General features: G+C 73.0%; 16 protein-coding genes and 1 pseudogene. 4 read left to right on the top strand and 13 right to left on the bottom strand.

The features are described from left to right. Positions 1-120 precede the first annotated feature (120 nt). Complete coding sequence (locus ACZ597_RS33955; RefSeq protein ID WP_471338933.1) at positions 121-330, bottom strand: hypothetical protein; 210 nt, start codon at positions 328-330, stop codon at positions 121-123. A 187-nt stretch (positions 331-517) separates the two neighbouring features. Here ACZ597_RS33955 and ACZ597_RS33950 point away from each other — a divergent pair, with 187 nt between their 5' ends. Then, entirely contained in the window at positions 518-1,642 is a 1,125-nt protein-coding gene (locus ACZ597_RS33950) for a DUF5937 family protein (RefSeq protein ID WP_471338931.1), read from the top strand. Between the two features lie 174 nt (positions 1,643-1,816). Next, a complete protein-coding gene (locus tag ACZ597_RS33945; RefSeq protein ID WP_471338929.1) occupies positions 1,817-3,367 on the top strand; it encodes a M28 family metallopeptidase in 1,551 nt (516 codons plus the stop codon). A 72-nt stretch (positions 3,368-3,439) separates the two neighbouring features. Here ACZ597_RS33945 and ACZ597_RS33940 read toward each other — a convergent pair whose 3' ends face one another. Beyond that, positions 3,440-4,426 carry an SAM-dependent methyltransferase gene (locus ACZ597_RS33940; protein WP_471338927.1) on the bottom strand — a complete coding sequence of 329 codons (987 nt, stop codon included), beginning with the start codon at positions 4,424-4,426 and terminating at the stop codon, positions 3,440-3,442. Positions 4,427-4,533: 107 nt separating this feature from the next. Here ACZ597_RS33940 and ACZ597_RS33935 point away from each other — a divergent pair, with 107 nt between their 5' ends. Continuing rightward, complete coding sequence (locus ACZ597_RS33935) at positions 4,534-5,736, top strand: sensor histidine kinase (RefSeq protein ID WP_471338925.1); 1,203 nt, start codon at positions 4,534-4,536, stop codon at positions 5,734-5,736. A 43-nt stretch (positions 5,737-5,779) separates the two neighbouring features. Then, positions 5,780-6,457 (top strand): response regulator transcription factor, encoded by a 678-nt coding sequence (locus ACZ597_RS33930; protein ID WP_471338922.1) that lies wholly within the window; start codon positions 5,780-5,782, stop codon positions 6,455-6,457. 32 nt (positions 6,458-6,489) lie between these two features. Here ACZ597_RS33930 and ACZ597_RS33925 read toward each other — a convergent pair whose 3' ends face one another. The 11 genes and pseudogenes from ACZ597_RS33925 to ACZ597_RS33875 all read right to left on the bottom strand — a co-directional run. Beyond that, on the bottom strand, positions 6,490-6,915 hold the full coding sequence (locus ACZ597_RS33925) for a hypothetical protein (RefSeq protein ID WP_471338920.1): 426 nt from the start codon (positions 6,913-6,915) through the stop codon (positions 6,490-6,492). Positions 6,916-7,008: 93 nt separating this feature from the next. Continuing rightward, positions 7,009-8,421 (bottom strand): DUF6177 family protein, encoded by a 1,413-nt coding sequence (locus ACZ597_RS33920; protein ID WP_471338918.1) that lies wholly within the window; start codon positions 8,419-8,421, stop codon positions 7,009-7,011. 4 nt (positions 8,422-8,425) lie between these two features. Continuing rightward, complete coding sequence (gene eccCa, locus ACZ597_RS33915; RefSeq protein ID WP_471338916.1) at positions 8,426-12,436, bottom strand: type VII secretion protein EccCa; 4,011 nt, start codon at positions 12,434-12,436, stop codon at positions 8,426-8,428. Beyond that, positions 12,433-13,575: a MinD/ParA family ATP-binding protein gene (locus ACZ597_RS33910; RefSeq protein WP_471338914.1), complete on the bottom strand. Its 1,143-nt coding sequence runs from the start codon at positions 13,573-13,575 to the stop codon at positions 12,433-12,435. Before ACZ597_RS33910 ends, eccCa begins: the two co-directional genes overlap by 4 nt. A 25-nt stretch (positions 13,576-13,600) precedes the next feature. Then, the gene (gene eccD, locus ACZ597_RS33905) at positions 13,601-14,941 is read right to left on the bottom strand and encodes a type VII secretion integral membrane protein EccD (protein WP_471339021.1); all 1,341 of its coding nucleotides are present in this window, start codon (positions 14,939-14,941) and stop codon (positions 13,601-13,603) included. Positions 14,942-14,963: 22 nt separating this feature from the next. Further along, positions 14,964-15,146, bottom strand: a complete 183-nt coding sequence (locus tag ACZ597_RS33900) for a hypothetical protein (protein WP_267036736.1) — start codon at positions 15,144-15,146, stop codon at positions 14,964-14,966. Between the two features lie 373 nt (positions 15,147-15,519). After that, the gene (locus ACZ597_RS33895; RefSeq protein ID WP_471338912.1) at positions 15,520-16,266 is read right to left on the bottom strand and encodes a hypothetical protein; all 747 of its coding nucleotides are present in this window, start codon (positions 16,264-16,266) and stop codon (positions 15,520-15,522) included. 16 nt (positions 16,267-16,282) lie between these two features. After that, a complete protein-coding gene (locus ACZ597_RS33890; RefSeq protein WP_471338910.1) occupies positions 16,283-16,654 on the bottom strand; it encodes a toxin-antitoxin system YwqK family antitoxin in 372 nt (123 codons plus the stop codon). 177 nt (positions 16,655-16,831) lie between these two features. Then, entirely contained in the window at positions 16,832-17,338 is a 507-nt protein-coding gene (locus ACZ597_RS33885; protein WP_471338908.1) for a hypothetical protein, read from the bottom strand. Positions 17,339-17,371: 33 nt separating this feature from the next. Next, positions 17,372-17,929 carry a hypothetical protein gene (locus tag ACZ597_RS33880; protein ID WP_471338906.1) on the bottom strand — a complete coding sequence of 186 codons (558 nt, stop codon included), beginning with the start codon at positions 17,927-17,929 and terminating at the stop codon, positions 17,372-17,374. Continuing rightward, positions 17,926-18,854: pseudogene (locus ACZ597_RS33875) on the bottom strand (hypothetical protein); the annotation flags it as partial. The gene ACZ597_RS33880 and the pseudogene ACZ597_RS33875, both read right to left, overlap by 4 nt.

Below are 18,854 nucleotides of genomic sequence, written 5' to 3'. Positions count from 1 at the left end.
AGGTTGCTCTGATCGACCCTGGTGCGGGTAGTCGCGCCCTGGTCCGGAATGGCGACTGTTGAGGGCTCGAATGCCCGGCAGGGCGAGCCCTGTCCCCTCGTCTCATCGCTGACGCGTCGCTCAGCAGGGCCGGGTCCGGTGGAGGCGGCGGGTCAGGGCGCGGAGCCAGGGGTGGGTGGCCGGGCTGCCGTCCAGGACGGCGGCGAACTGGGCCTCGGTGCGGAGGGCGCGGTAGGTGGCCAGGTCGTCGCGGCCCGGGGGCGGGGGCATGGGGGTGCCGTGCTGGGCCGCGCGGTAGGTGTCTATGAGGTACTGCTCGACGGCTGTCATGCATCCACCCTCACCCCGTTGGGCGCGGCGCGCTCGCCGATTGACGTTCCCCGTCAATCGACGCCCTCCACCTGCGGCGATGCCCCGCCGGATCTCTCACAGCCCCTCGTACGGGCGCACGGCCGCCCGCGCTCGTCCGTACCGCCCCGGCCCGCTCGCGGCCCGGGCGGGAGGCCACAATGGGGCGATGAGCGTCACCATCGACATCGCCGGGCTCCCCGCGGAGCGGATCGGCTTCGCGCCGTCACCACTCGCCGAGCTCTGCATGACCCTGCACGCGCTCTCGCAGCCGGCCCATCACCCGGGGCTCCAGTCCTGGACGAGGGCCACCACAGCCTCGCTCGACCCCTGCCTCGCCGACCGGCTCCTAGAGGCCGAATTCATGTGGCGGAGTTCGTTCTCGGACATCTTCATGCCGTTCGCCGCCATCCCCGGCGGTTCCGGCCGCCCGGGGGCGACGCTGGCCGAGGAGCTGGACGTGCTCGACCGGATGGACGACGAGCGGTTCGTGATGGCCGCGCTGGAGCACTGCTGGCTGGCGCTCTACAACGAGGGCGGCGGGCCGCACCCGCTGAAGGACCCGGCGGCGCGGGCGAAGGCGCTGGAGACGGCGGCCGCGCGCGGGCCGCGGCAGTTGGAGTTCTCGATCCGGCTGCTGGACGACCCGGCGGGGGTCCGGGTGTGGATGCGGCGGCTGCTGGAGGACTGCGACGAGGCCTTCTTCGCGGAGACCTGGCGGCGGATAGAGCCCCGGCAGACGGCGGACGCCCGGCACAAGGCGGAGGTGCTGCGCCACAAGGGGCTGCCGGCGGTGCTGCGGGAGGTGTCCGCGGCGCTGAGCGTGGACGAGGCGCTGACCGTGATCACCGCCGACAAGATGGTCAACGGCCAGGCCACCGCGACCGATCCGCGGGTCGGGCCGGGGCTGGTCTTCGTACCGACGAACTTCGGCTGGCCGCACCTGCTGGTGCTGCACGCGCCGGGCTGGCGGCCGGTGGTGCACTACCCGCTGGACTCGCCCGAACTGGCCTCGGAGCGGGGCTCGGTGGAGCTGCTCCAGCGCCGGATGGAGGCACTGGCGCACCCCATGCGGATGATGCTGTGCCGCAGCCTGGCCCGCGCCCCGTACACGACCAGCGAGCTGGCCCGCGTGTACGGGATATCCGCGCCGGAGGTGTCCCGACACCTGGCCGTGCTGAAGAGGGCCGGCCTGATGCACACCTGGCGTCAGGGGCGCTATGTACAGCATCAGTTGGATCTGTCCGTGGTCGCACGGATAGGTTCCGATTTCATCGAGGGAATCCTGCGCTGAGCGGATCTGCCCGACGATCGGACGGTGGCCGGATTTCGCCCTCCCCCGGAGGTACCGATATCCGGATTTCACAAACCGGAAGCAGTGAAAAGTCTGGCGATGGCCGCCCCTTGATGTCTAACGTGCGTCCACCACTCCTCCCCCACAGGCGCTTCCTGCTGTGAAAGGACCTTCATGCCCTCTCGCCGTATAGCCACTGCGACCGCCGCCCTCGCGGCCATGGCCCTCGCCTCCCCGCTGCTCCTCGCCGGCCCGGCCGGTGCGACGAGCCCGCAGAGCGACGCCGCCCGGGGTGACGCGCTGGCCAGGAAACTGGTCAAGGACTCGACGGGCAAGGGCGCCAACAACCACCTGAAGGTCTTCCAGTCGATCGCCGACTACAACAACGGCAACCGCGTCGCCGGCTCCAAGGGCCACGCCCAGTCGGCGCAGTACGTCGAGGCCGTGCTGAAGGGCGCCGGCTACCAGGTCTCTCGCCACGAGTTCGACTTCGTGTACGTCGAGACGATCTCCGAGACGCTGAAGGTCAACGGCGCGACCGGCCGCGACGTGCCCCTCAAGCTGATGACGTACACGGCCAGCGGCCCGGAGGGCGGCGTCACCGCGCCCGTCGCCGTGGCCCCCGTCGACGCCGACGGCACCAACGGCTGCGAGGCCACGGACTTCGCGGCCGGCGCCTTCACCGGCAAGATCGCGCTCGTCAAGCGCGGCGGCTGCACCTTCGCGGCGAAGCAGGCGAACGCGGCGGCGGCCGGCGCGGTCGGCGCGGTCATCTACAACAACACCGCGGGCGCCCTCAACGGCACCCTCGGCGACGCGAACGCCGGCAAGGTCCCCACCGGCGGCATCTCCCAGGAGGACGGCGAGAAGCTCGCCGCCGAAGCGGCCGCCGGTCCCGTCTCGCTCACCCTGGACATCCGCGAGCTGCGCGAGAACCGCAAGACGTACAACGTCGTCGCGGAGACCAAGGGCGGCGACGCGAACAACACCGTCTTCCTCGGCGCGCACCTGGACTCGGTCGCGGCCGGTCCGGGCATCAACGACAACGGCTCCGGCTCGGCGGGCATCCTCCAGGTCGCGCAGCGCCTCGCGAGCAGCCAGTCGAAGATCAAGAACAAGGTCAAGTTCGCCTGGTGGTCGGCGGAGGAGTTCGGCCTGCTCGGCTCGGAGGCGTACGTGGCCTCGCTGACGCCCGAGCAGAAGAAGCAGATCAAGCTCTACCTCAACTTCGACATGATCGCCTCGCCGAACGCCGCGTACTTCGTCTACGACGGCGACGACTCGGACAAGGTCGGCTCGGGCCCCGGCCCGGAGGGTTCGGCGCAGCTGGAGAAGGGGATCACCGACTTCCTCGACTCGCAGAACATCCCGCACGAGGGCAGTGACTTCACCGGCCGCTCGGACTACGGCCCGTTCATCGAGGCCGGCATCCCGTCGGGCGGTACGGACACGGGCGCCGAGGGCATCAAGACCGCCGCGCAGGCCGCGAAGTTCGGCGGTCAGGCGGGTGTCGCCTACGACGTGAACTACCACGGCAAGGGCGACAACATCGACAACATCGACCAGAAGGCGCTCGACATCAACGTCGACGTCATCGCGAACGCGGTCGGCCACTACGCCTTCGACCTGGCCCCGCTGTCGCAGCCGGTCGCCACGCAGCCGTCCACCGGCTCCGGCAACGGCGGCGGTCTCCGTCCGGGCCACGACCACGACGTCACGGAATAGGAACCGGCAGGATCGGCAGGACGGCCGAGGGGCCGGCATCCCGCACGGGACGCCGGCCCCTCGGCCGTGCCCCTAGCCCGGCCAGCCGCCGATGCCGACCGGCTGGACCAGCCAGCCGAAGTCGCCCAGGCCCCCGCGCGCGGTGAGCTCCGCCGCCTCGCCGGCCGCCGACAGGGCGCGGACGTAGCCCGCCGGGTCGGTGGAGGCCAGGGCCAGCGGCGGCCGGCCGCCCGAGACGCCGAGGGCGGTCAGGGCCGCGCGCTGGGTGAGCAGGCCGGCGCCCGGTCCCGCGCAGGCGTCGAGCGCGACGTGCGCGGTGACGTCGCAGCCGCCGTCGGGGACGGGTGCGGTCTCGCGGCCCTCGCGGAAGCCGGTGAGGGTGCCGTACGGGGGGCGGGCGTCGCGGGTGTGCGCGTAGTCGACGGCCACCGCGAGGCCCCGGTCCAGGGTGGCGACGGCCGCCGCCCAGGCCTCGTCGCGCGCCCGGCCGATCTCCGCCCGGCCGCCGCCGGGTCCCGCCGAGCCGGGCCACCAGCGCTCCAGCCAGTCCCGGTCCGCGTCCTCCAGGGGGCCGCCGGGGGTCTCCGTACCGTCCGGGGCGACCAGGACGTACCGGCCGTCCTCGGCGATCTCCAGCGGTACGTTGTCCAGCCATTCGTTCGCGAACAGCAGCCCCGTCGCCCCCTCGGGCGGCTCGGCCACCCAGCGGATGCGGGGGTCCAGCCCCTCGGGCTCCGCCGCGCGCTCCACCGCGTACGGGCGCACCCGCGCCGCCGTCTCCGCGGGCAGCGCGGCGAGGACGCCGGCCAGCAGTTCGCCCCGTCCGGCCCCCATGTCGACCAGGTCGAGCCGCCCGGGCCGGCCCAGGGCCCCGTCCACCCACTCCAGGAGCCGGGCCACGGCCCCCGCGTACAGGGCGGAGGCGTGCACGGAGGTGCGGAAGTGCCCGGCGGGCCCGGGCCCGCCCGGGCGCACGTAGAAACCGCCGGGCCCGTACAGCGCGGCCTCCATCGCGGCCCGCCACCGGACCGGCCCCCTGACCTCACCCTCAGCGCTCATCCCCCACAGGTTAAGGCGACCCTCCACCTTGGGGAGTACTCCCCCGTCGCAGGGATCGCACCTGTGGTTGACTCCAGCACCTATCTCCTTTCCCTACTCTGGGTTACGTGCAGCGCCTCTACGACTTCATCCGCAGACACCCGACGGGCGTCGACAGCTTCTGGGCTGTCCTCTTCTTCGGGATCTCGATGATGAACGTGGCCGGGGCCGAGGGGCAGAGCACCGCCCTGCGGCTGGCCACCGTGCCCGTCGTCGGCGCGCTCACCGCCGCCCTGGCCCTGCGCCGCAGGTGGACCGTGCCGATGTTCTGGCTGACGGCCGGTGCCGGCGTCTACCAGCTGGCCATCGGGCAGGAGATGCAGTTCTGCGACGTCGCGATGCTGGTCGTCCTGTACACGGTGGCCGCCGCCGACGTCCCGCGCTGGGTCTCGCGCGCCGCGCTGGCCTCCGGGCTGCTGGCCTCGCCGCTGTACTTCCTGCGCTTCGGCGTCGACAAGAACGCCGGCGGCGTGCAGGAGGTCCTCTTCGTCCTGTTCATGATGGTGCCCTTCGCCCTCGCCTGGGTGATGGGCGACTCGCTGCGCACCCGCCGCGCCTATTACGCCCAGCTCGTGGAGCGCAACCAGCGGCTGGAGAAGGAGCGCGAGGCGCAGGGCAAGGTGGCGGTGGCCGCCGAGCGCGCCCGGATCGCCCGCGAGCTGCACGACGTCGTCGCGCACAACGTCTCGGTGATGGTGGTCCAGGCCGACGGGGCCGCGTACGTCATGGACGTGGCGCCCGAGCAGGCCAAGGAGGCCCTCCAGACCATCTCCGGCACCGGCCGCCAGGCGCTGGCCGAGATGCGCCGGCTGCTGGGCGTACTGCGCACGGGCGAGCCCCAGGAGTCCGAGGACTACGTGCCGCAGCCCGACGTGGAGCAGATCGAGGTGCTGGTCGAGCAGGTGCGGGCGGCCGGGCTGACGGTCGACTTCGAGGTGGAGGGCGCGCCGCGCAAGCTGCCCAGCGGGGTGGAGCTGACGGCGTACCGGATCGTGCAGGAGGCGCTGACGAACACGCGCAAGCACGGCGGCCCCGAGGCCAGCGCGAGCGTCCGGCTGGTGTACTTCGACGACGGGCTCGGCCTGCTGGTCGAGGACGACGGGCGGGGCGCGGCGCACGAACTGTACGAGGACGGTGGCGCGGACGGCGCCGGACACGGCCTGATCGGCATGCGGGAGCGCATCGGTATGGTCGGGGGAACCCTGGACGCGGGCCCGCGCCCCGGCGGGGGTTTCCGGATCAGTGCCCTGCTCCCGCTCAAGAAGAGTTAGCCCCGCTCAGTCCCCGCTCAAGAAGAGTTAGAGGTAGTCACGGATGTCCATCCGAGTGATGCTGGTCGACGACCAGGTGTTGCTGCGCACCGGCTTCCGCATGGTGCTGGCCGCCCAGCCGGACATGGAGGTCGTCGCCGAGGCGGGCAACGGCCTGGAGGCCCTGGAGGTGCTGCGGGCCACGGCGGTCGACGTCGTCCTGATGGACGTGCGCATGCCCAAGCTCGACGGGGTGGAGGCGACGCGGCGCATCTGTGAGCCGGAGGAGCACCCGAAGGTGATCATCCTGACCACTTTCGACCTGGACGAGTACGCGTTCTCGGGCCTGAAGGCGGGCGCGAGCGGCTTCATGCTGAAGGACGTCCCGCCGGCGGAGCTGCTGGCCGCGATCCGGTCGGTGCACAGCGGCGACGCGGTGGTGGCCCCGTCGACCACGCGGCGGCTGCTGGACCGGTTCGCGCCGATGCTGCCGACGACGACGGCGGAGCCGGAGAACAAGGAGATCGAGCGGCTGACGGACCGCGAGCGCGAGGTCATGCTGCTGGTGGCACAGGGGCTGTCGAACGGGGAGATCGCGGCCCGGCTGGTGCTGTCGGAGGCGACGGTGAAGACGCACGTGGGCCGCATCCTGACGAAGCTGGACCTGCGCGACCGGGTGCAGGTGGTGGTGCTGGCGTACGAGACGGGTCTGGTGCGCGCCGGGGGCGGCGGGGCGGGCTGACCCGCGCCCGCCCCGCCCCGGCGGCAGAGCGGTTACGAGCGCTGGACGAACTCACAGGTGTTCGGGACGACGTTGTCCAGGGCGGCCGAGTCGGCCAGCAGGAGGTCGAAGTCGCCCGGGTTCTCACCGCAGTCGATCCGGTCGTAGCCGCCGTTGCGGCTGATGATCGTGTCGTTGCCCTCGCGCCCGACGAAGCTGGTCGTGATCAGGAGCGGACCGTTCCAGCCGTCCGAGTCGATGAGGCGGTCGGGGCCATGGCCGCCTACGAGTTGGTCTTCGCCTTCCCCGCCGACGAGGTCGCTCGGCACGGAGGTGTCGTTGGTGGCGATGTCGTTCCGGTCTCCCAGCGTGGCCAGGATGCGGGTCACGGTGGCCGCCGAGCCGCAGCGGACCGTGTTCGGGTTTCCGAATCGGGTGCAGCCGGGGCCCGGGATCAGGATGCTCGTCGAGTCGTTCACCTCGAGGAAGCCGCCGCTGACGCGGAAGGTGACGGTGTTCGTCTCCCCCGGCTGCCGTGCACAAGCCCACGTCCGGCCCCGCCGCCACCCCGGCTACGGCAGCGGCGGCACCGCCGTGCGCAGGTGGGTCAGCAGTGTCGACAGGGACTCCCACGCCGCCGGGTCGCTCCCGTCGCCCAGCGGGTAGTACAGCCCGGGCCTGCGCTGCGGGCCCACCTGGACGGGCTTGACCTCCAGCGGGGGCCGCCGCGCCTGGGTCAGCGTCGCCTCGGCGACGCCGGCGCCGCCGAGGGTGAAGGACACCGGCACCGCCGGCACGGACATCCGCGGGGTCAGGCTCAGGTCCCGCCGTCCGGGCCCGAGGGAGGCCAGCATGCTGACCAGGCCGTGCCCGGCCACGAGCTCCTCCGCCAGCCCCGCGAGCGCGTCGAGCGGAACCTCCTCCGCGGGCCCGTACCCCAGGGACAGGGTGATGTCCTCCCCGACCCCGGCGGCCGTGCGGGTCACGCGTACGGTGGCCAGCGCGGGCCGCTCCGGCGATCCGACGGCGGTGACCAGCGTCGGCTCGGGCGCCCGGCCCCGGGCCAGGTCCGTGAGCTGGCGCGGCGACCACGGCAGGTTCACCGGCTCGGCGGTGCCCCAGCCCCCGGGCGGCCCCCCGGTCAGGGTGCGCCAGGCGGCCTCCAGCGAGCGGCCGACCAGCAGCCCTTCCTCGGCGGGGTGCTCGGTGCGGAACTGGACGGTCAGCCGGCGCTCCCCCGAGGCCTCGGCCCGCCGGAACGCGGCGGCGAGCCGCGGCCGGCCCGCCTCGTCGCGGGCCGGGGCGAAGGTGCCGTCCTGCCAGGCCAGTACCGCGCCGGACAGGCCGTCGTAGTACCCGGACCCGGGGTCCTGGACCACCCACCGGTTGGGCGCGCCGGCCAGCGCGGTGCGCAGCGGCAGGCTGAGCCGGCAGTGGTCGGGGGTGACGATGTGCAGGGCCGCGCCGAAGCCGGCCGTGGTGCGCAGGACGTCCGACAGCCAGGCCGTCAGCCCGATGACGGGCCGGTCCGCGAGGACGACGGCGGTGGATTCGGTGACCACGTCCACGGTCGGGAGGGCTCCGACGGGCGCGGGCGCCGCCGAGGCCTCGGAGGTGACCGGGACCACCGCGACGTGCCCCGCGCCCTCGGGCCAGACCGCGCCGCCGAGGACCTCGGCGAGGCGTCCGGCGACGGCTCCGGCGAGGGGGGCCGCCTCGGGCACGGCGGTGGAGGCACGGGTCTCCGTCCACCAGACGGGGGTGGCCGAGGGCGTCCCGAGGAGGCGTTCCACCTCGCCGGGGACCTGTACGAGCACGGGTGCCTCCACCGAGACCAGCGGCCGGCCTCCGGCGCCCAGCAGCTGGATGACGGCGCCGTCCCCGACGGCCTGGGCGTCGAGGTCCGCGCCGCCCGCCGTCAGGGCCACCATCAGCGCGGTGGTGTCGGGCATCTTGGCGGTGAGGGCGATGACGTCCTTGGTCACGGTGTCAGGGCGCTTCCTGGGTCGGGGAGTCGGCGAGGGCGGTCTGCACGATCTGGTGCGGGCGGCCGCGCCGGACCAGCGTGCCGCGGCCGGGCGGCTGGGCGCTCGCGTACAGCTGCGGGAACAGCTGGCCTTCGGAGCGTTCGCCGTTCATCACGAGGGCCGTGGTGCCGGACTCGCGCAGGGTGGTCAGCAGCGGTTCGTACAGGGCCCGGGAGGAGCCGGCGACGCGCCGCGCGATCACGAAGTGCAGGCCGATGTCCTGGGCGGAGGGCAGGTAGGGGACGAAGGCCTGGAGGGGCTGCTGTCCGGCGGTGGTGAGGATGTCGTAGTCGTCGACGAGGACCACGATGCGCGGTCCGGCGAAGCCCGGGCCCTCGCCCGGTTCGGCGTCCGGGTCGATGCCGTCCTCGGGGAGCCGCTTGTCGAGTTCCTTGGCGATGCCCGCCGAAAGGGCGCCGGCGATCTTCGCGTTGTGCGCGTAGCCGCCCCGGTAGGGCTCGGGGACCACGCCGCGCAGCCCGCGCCTGGGGTCGTAGACGGCGAAGACCAGTTCCTCCTCGCCGTAGCGGGCGATGAGCTGGCGGGCGACGAGGGCGAGCAGGTTGGTCTTGCCGCACTCGTTGTCGCCGAGGATCAGCAGGTGCTGGTCCTGGCCGAACAGGTCGAGGAGCACCGGTGCGAGGACGTCCTGGTCCACGCCGAAGGGGACCCGGTACGGCTCCTCGTCGACGCCCGGCAGCCGGTCGGCGGCCAGCCGTGCGGGCAGGACCCGTACGGGGGAGGCGAGTTCGCCGTGCCAGGTGGCGCGGACGGTGCCGGCGGCCTCCTCCAGGGCGGCGGCCAGGTCGGTGTTCCCGGTCCGGGAGTCGATGCGGGGCAGGGCCGTCTGTGCGAAGAGCTTGCCGTCGGTGAGGACGCGGCCCGGGGTGTCCGGGGAGATCGTCTCGGACAGCTTGCGGTCGATGGCGGAGTCGGAGGGGTCGCCGAGGCGCAGTTCGACGCGGCCGCCGAAGAGGGACTGGTTGGCGATGCGGACGTCGTTCCAGCGGAGCATGCCGGCGACGACGTGGATGCCGTAGCCGCCGCCGCGCTTGAGCAGGTCGGTGACGGCGTCGTCGAGCTCGGAGAACTCCTCGCGCAGGGCGCCGTAGCCGTCGACGAGCAGGACGATGTCGGTGGACGCGAGCTCGGGGAGCCGGCCCTGGGAGCGCAGTCGGCGGAGCTGGTCGACGGAGTCGATGGAGTGCCGGCGGAACAGCTCCTCGCGGGTGGCGAGCATGGCCCGTACCTCGGCGACCGTACGGGCGGCCCGTTCCCGGTCGGCGCGGCCGGCGATCCCGCCGACGTGCGGGAGCCCGGCGAGCGCGGCGAGGCCGCCCCCGGCGAGGTCGAGGCCGTAGACGGCGACTTCCTGCGGGGTGTGGGTCAGGGCCAGCGAGAGGGCCAGGGTGCGCAGCAGGGTGGTCTTGCCCGACTGGGGGCCGCCGGTGACGGCGGTGTGCCCGCCGGCGACGGTGAGGTCCAGCTCCCAGGGGCCGCGCCACTGGCGGGCGGGGTCGTCGAGGACGCCGAGCGGCACCTTGAGCGGGCTGCGCCGGGCGGTGCCGAGCCGGAGTCCGCGTTCGGTGACGGACAGCGGCCCGGCGGCGGCGTCCAGGGGCGTCGCGTCGGGCAGCGGCGGCAGCCAGATGCGGCGTACGGGCGGGGCGGCGTCGGCGAGCTGGTCGACGATGACGGAGAGCACGCTGGGCCCGGTCTCGCGGGCGGTGGCGGTGGGCTTCTCCTCGGCGGGCTCGGCCGGGCCGGTGCTGTCCTGGAGGGTGTTGAAGGCGGGGTAGGCCAGGGCGAGCGGGCCGCGGTCGGCGTCGTCGAGGGCGGCGGCCGGGCCCCGGTAGCGGCCGGAGACGTACCCGGCCTTGAAGCGGGTGTAGGTGGAGGTGTCCACCTTGAGGTAGCCGAAGCCGGGCAGCGGCGGCAGCTGGAAGGCGTCGGTGGTGTCGAGGACGGTCCGCGACTCGTCGGCGGAGAAGGTGCGCAGGCCCAGCCGGTACGACAGGTAGGTGTCCAGGCCCTTGAGCTTGCCGCCCTCGATGCGCTGGCTGGAGAGCAGCAGGTGCACGCCGATGGAGCGGCCGATGCGGCCGATGGACAGGAACAGGTCGATGAAGTCGGGCTTGGCGGTGAGGAGTTCGCCGAACTCGTCGATGACGACGAACAGGTGCGGCAGCGGCTCCAGTTCGGGCTTCTCGGCGCGCAGGACCGCGTAGTGGCCGATGTCGGCGACGTTCCCGGCGTCCTTGAGGACCTGCTGGCGGCGCTTGACCTCGCCGGCGAGGCTGGTGTGGACGCGTTCGACGAGCCCTGCCTGGTTCTCCAGGTTGGTGATGACGCCGGCGACGTGCGGGAGCTTCTCGAAGGGGGCGAAGGTGGCGCCGCCCTTGTAGTCGACGAGGACCATCGCGAGGTCCTCGGGCGAGTGGGTGGCGACGAGCGCGAGGACGAGGGTACGGAGGAGCTCGCTCTTGCCGGAGCCGGTCGCGCCGACGCACAGGCCGTGCGGGCCCATGCCGAGCTGCGATGACTCCTTGAGGTCGAGCAGCACCGGGCCGTGCCGGTCGTCGATGCCGATCGGGACGCGCAGGAAGTCCCGTTCCCCGCGCGGCGCCCACATCCGGGGCACGTCGAGGGCGGCGGGGTCGCCGATGCCGAGCAGGCCCATGAAGTCGACCGGTCCGGAGACGGGGGTGCCCTCGGCGACGGACTCGGCGGACAGCCGGAGCGGGGCCAGCATGCGGGCCAGGCCCTCGGCGGTGGCCGGGCCGAGGGCGTCGCTGATGCCCTCGGCGGCGGGGGCCTGCGGGGTGCGCAGGTCCCGGACGGTGACGTGGCTGCCGTCCACGGTGATCCGTATGGTCACCTCGTCGGGCTCGTGGACCTGCTCGGCGAGCAGGTGCAGCACGGTGGTGTTCATGTCGGCCAGGCCCACCGCGGTGTCGGGGCGGGGCAGTTCGACGGCGTTCTCGCCGTACTCGTCGCTGACGACGAGGAGCCGGCCGGCGAGGCGCAGGGCGCGCTTGTCGGACAGGCCGCGGCGCACCTCGGCCGCGTACGAGGCCCTGCGGCGCAGGTCGGGTGCGAGGACCCCGGAGGCGAGCTGGGGCAGGCTGGGCGCGATCCGGCGGGCGGCGACGGGCCCGTCCTGTTCCTGCTGGTCGAGGACGTGGGGCAGCCACTTGGCCCACTCCCAGTCCGCGAGCCGGTCCCCGGGGACGCCGAGGGCGACGGCCACGTCGTCGGGGGCGTGCAGGACGGCGGTGTGCGTGAGCAGGGCGCGGGCGACGCGCAGCACGCCCTCGCGGTCGCCGACGATGCTGACGTTGCCGGCCCGGTCGAGGGGGACGGTCAGCGGGAAGTCGCTGGCGCGGCCGGAGCGGGCCATGAGGGCGCCCGCTTCGTTGAGCATGAACCGGTCGGGCGGGGTGAGGACGCCCCCGGCGCCCGCCGCGAGGGAGAGCTCCTGGACGGCGACGGCGCCGGTGCCCAGGCGTGGGCGCAGGAAGTCGGGGTCGGTGCGGCGGCGCTCCCACAGCCGCGCGGGGTCGCGTACGAGGTCGTACAGGGCCTCCGGCGGCGGGTTGAGGCGGCGGGCTTCGTCGCGCAGCGCCTTCTCGCGGGAGCCGAGTTCCTCGCGCTGCTCCTCCAGGTACTCCAGGTAGCGCTCGCGCTGGGCGCGGCGGGTGCGCTGGGCCTTGCCGCGCTGGGACCAGAACAGGGCGATGGCGCCGATCAGCGCGAAGACGAGCACGATCGCGCCCACGGCGGCGAACTGGCTGTTGCGGATGACGGTCATCATCACGACCGAGCCCATCACGCCGGCCATCGGCAGCAGTGCCGTGGCCGGGCTGCCGATCTTGCCCTCGGGCAGGTTGGGCGGGGCCTCGACGGCGTGGGGCTGTGCGGGGGCGGGGGGCAGGGTGCCCCGGGCCGGGCGGTGGATCAGCTGCTGGGTCACCGGGCGGCACCGGAAGCGGGGAGGGCCACGGCACGCTGGAGGACGTCGGCGGCGAGCCGCATGGCCGCCTCCCGGGTCTGGGCGCCGAGGAGTTCGGACTTGACGGCGCCGCCGGAGGCGAGGTGGCGGTCGTAGGGCAGTACGACGACCCCGGCGCCGGTGGCGCGCAGCTTCTCGACGGCCTTGCCGAGGTCGACGGCGGGGTGCGGGGACTGGACGGTGAGCACGACTACGGTCCGCGGCAGCACGGGCACCGGCAGGGAGCCGAGCCAGTCGAGGACGGCGTGGGTGGAGACGAGCCCCTCGGTGGTGGCGGGCGCGGTGAGCACGCGGGCGTGTGCGGTGTCGAGGGCGGTACGGGCCACGTCGCCGGGGAGGGTCTCGCAGTCGACGACGGTGACCCCGAAGTAGCGGCGCAGCGCGACCATCACGGTCCGGTAGGTGGCGACGTCGACCTGGGCGCCGATGCGGCCCTGGCTGCCGGGCAGCAGCCAGCCGCCGTCGGCGAGCGGGACGAGGTAGCCGGTGATGTCGGTGAGCTGCATGGAGGGGCGGACGATCTGCGCGAGGTCCGCGCAGGTCCAGCGCAGGGACTGCACACCGAGCCGGACCGGGAGGGTGCCGAGGGCGGCGTCCGCCTCCAGGGTGAGCACCGGGTCGTGGCGGAAGTGGTTGTAGGTACGGCTGAGGAGGGCGGTGACGGTGGTCTTGCCGGAGCCGCCGCGGATGCTGGTGACGACGATCTGGCGGCCGGTGGTGACGGGCTGCTGGACCTGCGTGGCGAGTTCCGTCTCGGCGGCGACCGCCTTGGCGACGGAGGAGCCGAGCGCTCCGCGCAGGGTGCGCAGGGTGCGGCGCATCAGCGGGTCGCCGTGGCGGGGGCGGCCGGCGGGGGCGTCGGCGCCGGGGACCGGGACGGTCTCGGGCGCCCGGGCCTGCGGCGCCTGCGGGGTGTACTGCTGCCGGGCGTACGCCTGCTGCGGGACGGGGGCGTGCGGCTGCACCGGCAGGGGGCCCTGGGCGGTTTGCGGGGCCTGGGGGGCTTGGGGGGCGTGGGAGGCTTGGGGGGCTTGAGGGACGCCGGTCAGGTCGCCGAGTACCCCCGCCTGCCAGTCGTCACGCCGCTGGTTCATGCTCATGTCTGACATGTCTGAGTAGCAACCCTTACGCGAAGGTGCCGAGCAGCCGCCCGTACACGCCGAACACCCCGATGAGCAGCGGGAACAGCACGATGACGCCGATCGACTCGACGGTGTCCCCGACCCGCCGCAGCCGGACCCGCACGTGCTCGGGCGGCTGGACGGCGAGGACGCCGAGCGCCCCCAGGGCCAGCACCAGCAGTACGGCCAGCGGCCCGGCCGCGCCGGCCCGGCCGGCCCACACCAGCAGCGCGGCCACGGTGACGGCGGCCCCGGCCAGCAGCAGCGCGACCACCTCCGCGACGAGCGGGAACGCCCGCGCGCGCAGCCACAGCACGACGGCGACGGCCGAGGCGAGGGACACGGTCCAGACGTCGGGTTCCCGCAGCGCGACCACCCCGGCCGCGCCCGCCGAGACGGCGGTCGCGAGGGTGGCCAGCGCCATGCCCCGGTGGGTGGCGCCGAGGGCGGTGGCGACCTTGTACCGGCTGACCGAAGTCCCGCGGGCCCGCTGGTCGTCCAGGCCGGTCAGCCCGGCCGCCGCCAGCGCGAGACGCGGCAGCAGCCCGAGCAGGACCACCGAGAACACGGCGAGCACGGCCCCGGTACGGGCGCCCGCCTGGCCCTGCGCCAGCGCGGTCGCCTCCCACACCGCCGTCAGGGCCAGCACGGCGGCGGCGCCCACGAGCCCGCCCCGCCCGAGCGGCGTGAACCACCCCAGCAGCGCGAGCCCGACGGCCAGCGCACCGGCGACGGCGGCGAGCCGGCCCATGCCGCCCCAGTGCTGCGCGTCGCCCAGGGTCCACGCCCCGAGCACCCCGATCGCGGCGGCGCACGCCAGCAGCGCAGCCGACAGCCCGGGCCGCTTCAGCCGCCCGGCCAGCGCCCCGACGACCCCGGCGACGGCGGCCGCACCGAGCAGCACGCCCGCCACCGCGCCCGGAGCGAACTCCCGCCGCGCGAACCAGCCGGCGACCAGCGCCCACAGGACCATCCCCGCCCCGGCGGTGACCCGCCGCGCGGAGGGCCGCCAGCGCCAGGCGCGCACGTCCAGGTCCTCGGCGGCCTCGTCGGTGACGTCGTGCACCACGGGCGCGGACGGCACGTCCTGCACCCGCACGAGCCGCAGCACCGCCCCGTCGGCGACGCCCGCGTCCTCCAGCGAGAGCCCGTGCTCGATCACGGACCCGTCGGCCGTGACCAGATGACGCAGCATCGGCTGCGCGGCCACCCGGTCGTCCAACATCCGTATGACGTCGGGCAGAAGTCGACCGACAGGCTCCTGGGAGGGCAGTACGAGATCCATCCGCCGCCGCTCACCGACCAGGGTGACCCGGCTCAATGCCGTACCGCTCACTGCGCCCATGCTCACCACGCGTTCGAACCTATCACCGAGTGCTGACCTGACCGGGCGTCCCCGTCTTGCCGATGAGGCGGTGGGAGATGAAGGACCAGCCGACGCATCCGGCGCACAGCACCGCCGCGATCACCAGCCCGGCGACGGCCTTCCCGATCCGCTCGTCGGCAACCCGCCGCCCGCGCTGCGCGCCGAACAGCACGGCGTCGCGCATCCTGCGCCGCCGCACCGCGACGGACTCCAGCAACTGGCTGTCGTAATCCTCAGCCGCCACCCCGGCCTCCCTTCTCCCTGTCGCCCCAGACGCTAGTACGCCCCCTCACGACACCGAAACCGGTGGGGTTGGTTCTGCCATGCTCCTGCCACGTCCCGAGCCGTACCCGGCACTCGACGAAGTCCACGAACCCGTTCTCGATCCAGAAGCCGCCGCCGCCCCGCTCCAACACCCCGGCCAGCGGCTCGAAGGGCTCCGGCAGTGCGGCGAACGGCGCGAGCACCTCACCGGACAGCGAGGCCCAGTTCAGTCCCGTGCTCCTTGGCCCGCCAGTCGACGGCGGTAACCCGCTCTACGAGGTCCTCCGGGCGCATCACCCGGTGGTGGCGGCGGACACGATCCGCCCGAGCCGCCGGGCGGCCTCCAGGTAGTCGACCACGACCAGCCCCGCCCGCTCGGCCGGCAGGTCCGTCGGGCGCCACCGCAGGTCCCACCCGAACACCTCGTCCGCGGGTACGTCCACGCCCCCGGCCTCCCGCCGCCGCTGAACCGTCTCCCGGCCGCCCTCCGCGCCGTAGTACGTGACGCGCCCCTCGCCCTCCAGCGCGTCGAGCACGGCGTCGTCGAGCACGGCGACGGGCCGGCTGCCGAGGTAGCCCGCGAGCTTGCCCGGCCGGCACATCACGCCGACGAGGTCGATGAACACCCCGGAGCAGTCACGGCTGAAGGACCCGCCGCGCTCGTAGAACAGCACGAGCGGCTCGTACAGCTCCGGCAGCCCGTCCACCGCGGCCGGGTTCCGCTCCTTCAGACCCGCCAGCCGCACGGCCCCGGCACAGGTCTTGCGGAGCTCCTCCCAGAAGACCGTGCGCTGGAGCTCCTCCAGCTCGGCCGCCTGCGCGGGCGGCAGCTCGAACCCGGGGTCCGCGTAAGCCGTGACGTCGTAGAACGGCCACGCTTCCTCGGCCCCGCAGGCCTTCGCCCACACGGCGGCCCGACGCAGGTACTCCCACATCAGCACCTGCCGGGACCCGCTGCGCTCGAACGCGAGGTCCCACCGCATGTCCCAGTCCACGGCCCGCAGCCGCCCGAGCATGGTGGCCGCGCCGGATCCCGGCATCCTCAGCACCTCCCCGTCAGCTCTTCGAGCGCGTCCAGCCGCGGACAATGCGCCCCTGCTCGTCCCAGACGGTCTCTTCTCTGAGGGAGTAGATGTCGTCATCGAAATACCTTCGGGACTTGAGAACGCCATTGGGATGCCATTCCCGGAACTCACCCGATGCGACCCCGTCGAGGACGGTTCCCTCCAGCTTCAGAGTGCCGTCCGGATACCACATCCGGGTCAAGCCGTTCCTGATTCCGTCGAGGTACACGTCAAGGCAGACGATTTGCTCACCCTGATACTCGGCCACCTCTCCCGTGAACAGCTCATCCCGGTAAAGGATTCGATGTCCCGTATCAATATCGACATCGGGATCGTCGGCGTCGACGCGTCGCACCGAGCTCATCACGGAATCCATTTCTCGCCCTGCCGCCCGCAGCCACTCCGGCATCAGAGCGGCTGCGGGCGGTGGCGTCCTCAGAGCCTGCCCGACAGTTCTTCCAGAGCGTCGAGCGAGGTCATCTCGTGGAGCGTCGCCTCGACGACCGAGCCGTTGGGGTCCTCGGCCCCCGCGCCGACCAGATCACCCAGCGCTTCGAGCGCCCCGGGGCGCGTTCTGCGCGGCCACCTCCGGCTGCGGGCGTTCCCTGAGGTCCTGGGTCAGCCAGGCATCGGCATAGGCGGACAGGACGAGGAGTACCGCGCCCTCACCCCATACGTCGATCCGTACGGTGAACAGCTTCTCGGCCCGCCGCCGAACCCCGGCCTCGGCCCACTCCCCGGGCAGCGCGAGGCTCAGCGTCAAGTGCCGGCCGGGCAGCAGCCCGACGCCCGCGGCCCACCGCACCGCATCGGCGAACTCCGGCCCGCCCAGTGCCACGTCGCGGCACTCGAACAGCGGGTCGGCCATGGCCCCCAGGTCACAGAGCACGACCGACCCCGCGCCCTCGCCGGTGACCAGTCCGGGGGACGCCAGGACACCCCGGACGTCCTCCAGCAGGGCGAGGGCCATCGAAGCCCCGCTCGCGGCGGGGTCCGAGAACGGTGCGGGCTCCCAGAACCACTCGCCCACGGGCTCGGACGTGATCACTGGCACCTCCGTCAGTCCTGCGGGACCGGCTCCCTACTCTTCGTCCAGAGCATCGAGCGCTGCAACGTCGAGAGAAGGCATGGGCTCCGCAGCGAGGTGCTCCTCCCACGTGGTCAGCCGGACACGACTGGCAACGAAGTCGATGAAGCCGTTCTCGATCCAGAACGCACCACCGCGCTCGAACACGAGCATGAGCGGCTCGAAGGGATCGGGCAGGTCAGCGAACCCGGACAGCGACACGTCGGTGAGAGATGCCCAGTTCAGCGCGGCCCGGCAGATCCTGCCGGTGAGCAGGCTGCTCGAGTGCTCGGACAGGAACGCGTCCAGCTCTTCCGCCAGTTCGCCGTCCGCCCGGACCGAGGGGTCGACGTACTGGGCGATGTCGAAGAACGGCCAGCGGTCCGGCTGGCCCGCCGCGAAGAACGGGGCCGGCTGCGACTTCTGCAGCTCCTGGACCCAGAGGGCCGTGCGGCGAAGATACTCCCGCATGAGCCGAGCGCACGAAGTCCCGTGCTCGAAGCTGTCCTCCAGGGCCCGCCAGTCGATGGCGGAGACCCTTTCCACCACAGCTTTCGCGCGTTCGTTCCTCACGGCAGCTTGAATCCCTTCTTGGCCGCTTCAACCAGGACATCGAGGTTGGAAAGGTCATCGGCGAGTGTAAACTCAGGAATTTTCAGACCCATTTTGGGCCACAGCACCAGGGTACCCTTGGCGGTCGGCGGCGCTCCACGCATCGAAATCGGCGCGACGTCGTGGGCTCCGAGGTGCCCGTTGCCCCAATCGCGGACGTCGTCCCACGCGGAGGGATGACCGGAGGTGAACGGCGCACCCGCCTCCAGGAGCTTGCCTTCCACGTACTCGTGGATGATCAGACCCCTGAACGACCCTTCCATGTCCTTCAGCGTTCCCCGCTCCGCCTTCTGCCAGAGCATGGCAATCTCGTCGTATGCGGTGAAATACACTCCGGACTTGAAGTTTTCGGGTCCCGGACCGTTGTAGACGTCGTGCTTTTCCATGAACAGGTTGCTCTTGGCCCGTTCCAGAATTGCCGGGTCAATTCCGTAGTTTTCGGCGATCCGACCGACGTCCTCGGTCGACTCCCTGATGGCCTGGTACTTCGCGACAGCGCCCTCATCGGGCTTGAGCGCGTAGTTGACCGGCTCCCCGTTGTGCATGCCCCAGTTCTCGGACTCGTCGGCGCCGTGGGGGCCCGATTCCGTGTGCGGGGGCTTGGCGTCTCCCGGGTCGAGCGGCCCGTCACCACCGTGCGGCACTCCGGGGCCGTCCTGGTGCGGGATGCCCGGGCCATCGCCGTGACCACCCGTGGAGGGGCCGTCGCCGTGGCCGCCCGTGGAAGGGCCGTCCCCGTGACCGCCGCCGGTGGGGGTGGTGTCGGTGTTGCCGTGGCCGGGGGTGTTGTTGCCGCCGGGTTCGGTGTGGCTGTTGTGCGGCATGTTGTCGGCGGTGCCGCCCGGGGTGTGGTGGGTCGCGGTGCCGCCGGGGGTGTGGGTGGCCG

The organism is Streptomyces sp. NPDC040718, assembly GCF_055593565.1.
Note: the sequence above shows the minus strand (reverse complement) of the source record. Positions and strands in the feature narration are given on the sequence as shown.

Excerpts from the sequence above, each read along its gene's own strand:
- ACZ597_RS33950 (WP_471338931.1), top strand. The coding sequence starts at position 518 with ATGAGCGTCACCATCGACATCGCCGGGCTCCCCGCGGAGCGGATCGGC.
- ACZ597_RS33930 (WP_471338922.1), top strand. The coding sequence starts at position 5,780 with ATGTCCATCCGAGTGATGCTGGTCGACGACCAGGTGTTGCTGCGCACC.
- ACZ597_RS33900 (WP_267036736.1), bottom strand. The coding sequence starts at position 15,146 with ATGCGCGACGCCGTGCTGTTCGGCGCGCAGCGCGGGCGGCGGGTTGCC.
- ACZ597_RS33945 (WP_471338929.1), top strand. The coding sequence starts at position 1,817 with ATGCCCTCTCGCCGTATAGCCACTGCGACCGCCGCCCTCGCGGCCATG.
- eccD (WP_471339021.1), bottom strand. The coding sequence starts at position 14,941 with ATGGGCGCAGTGAGCGGTACGGCATTGAGCCGGGTCACCCTGGTCGGT.
- ACZ597_RS33955 (WP_471338933.1), bottom strand. The coding sequence starts at position 330 with ATGACAGCCGTCGAGCAGTACCTCATAGACACCTACCGCGCGGCCCAG.
- ACZ597_RS33910 (WP_471338914.1), bottom strand. The coding sequence starts at position 13,575 with ATGAGCATGAACCAGCGGCGTGACGACTGGCAGGCGGGGGTACTCGGC.
- ACZ597_RS33895 (WP_471338912.1), bottom strand. The coding sequence starts at position 16,266 with ATGCCGGGATCCGGCGCGGCCACCATGCTCGGGCGGCTGCGGGCCGTG.
- ACZ597_RS33940 (WP_471338927.1), bottom strand. The coding sequence starts at position 4,426 with ATGAGCGCTGAGGGTGAGGTCAGGGGGCCGGTCCGGTGGCGGGCCGCG.
- ACZ597_RS33890 (WP_471338910.1), bottom strand. The coding sequence starts at position 16,654 with ATGAGCTCGGTGCGACGCGTCGACGCCGACGATCCCGATGTCGATATT.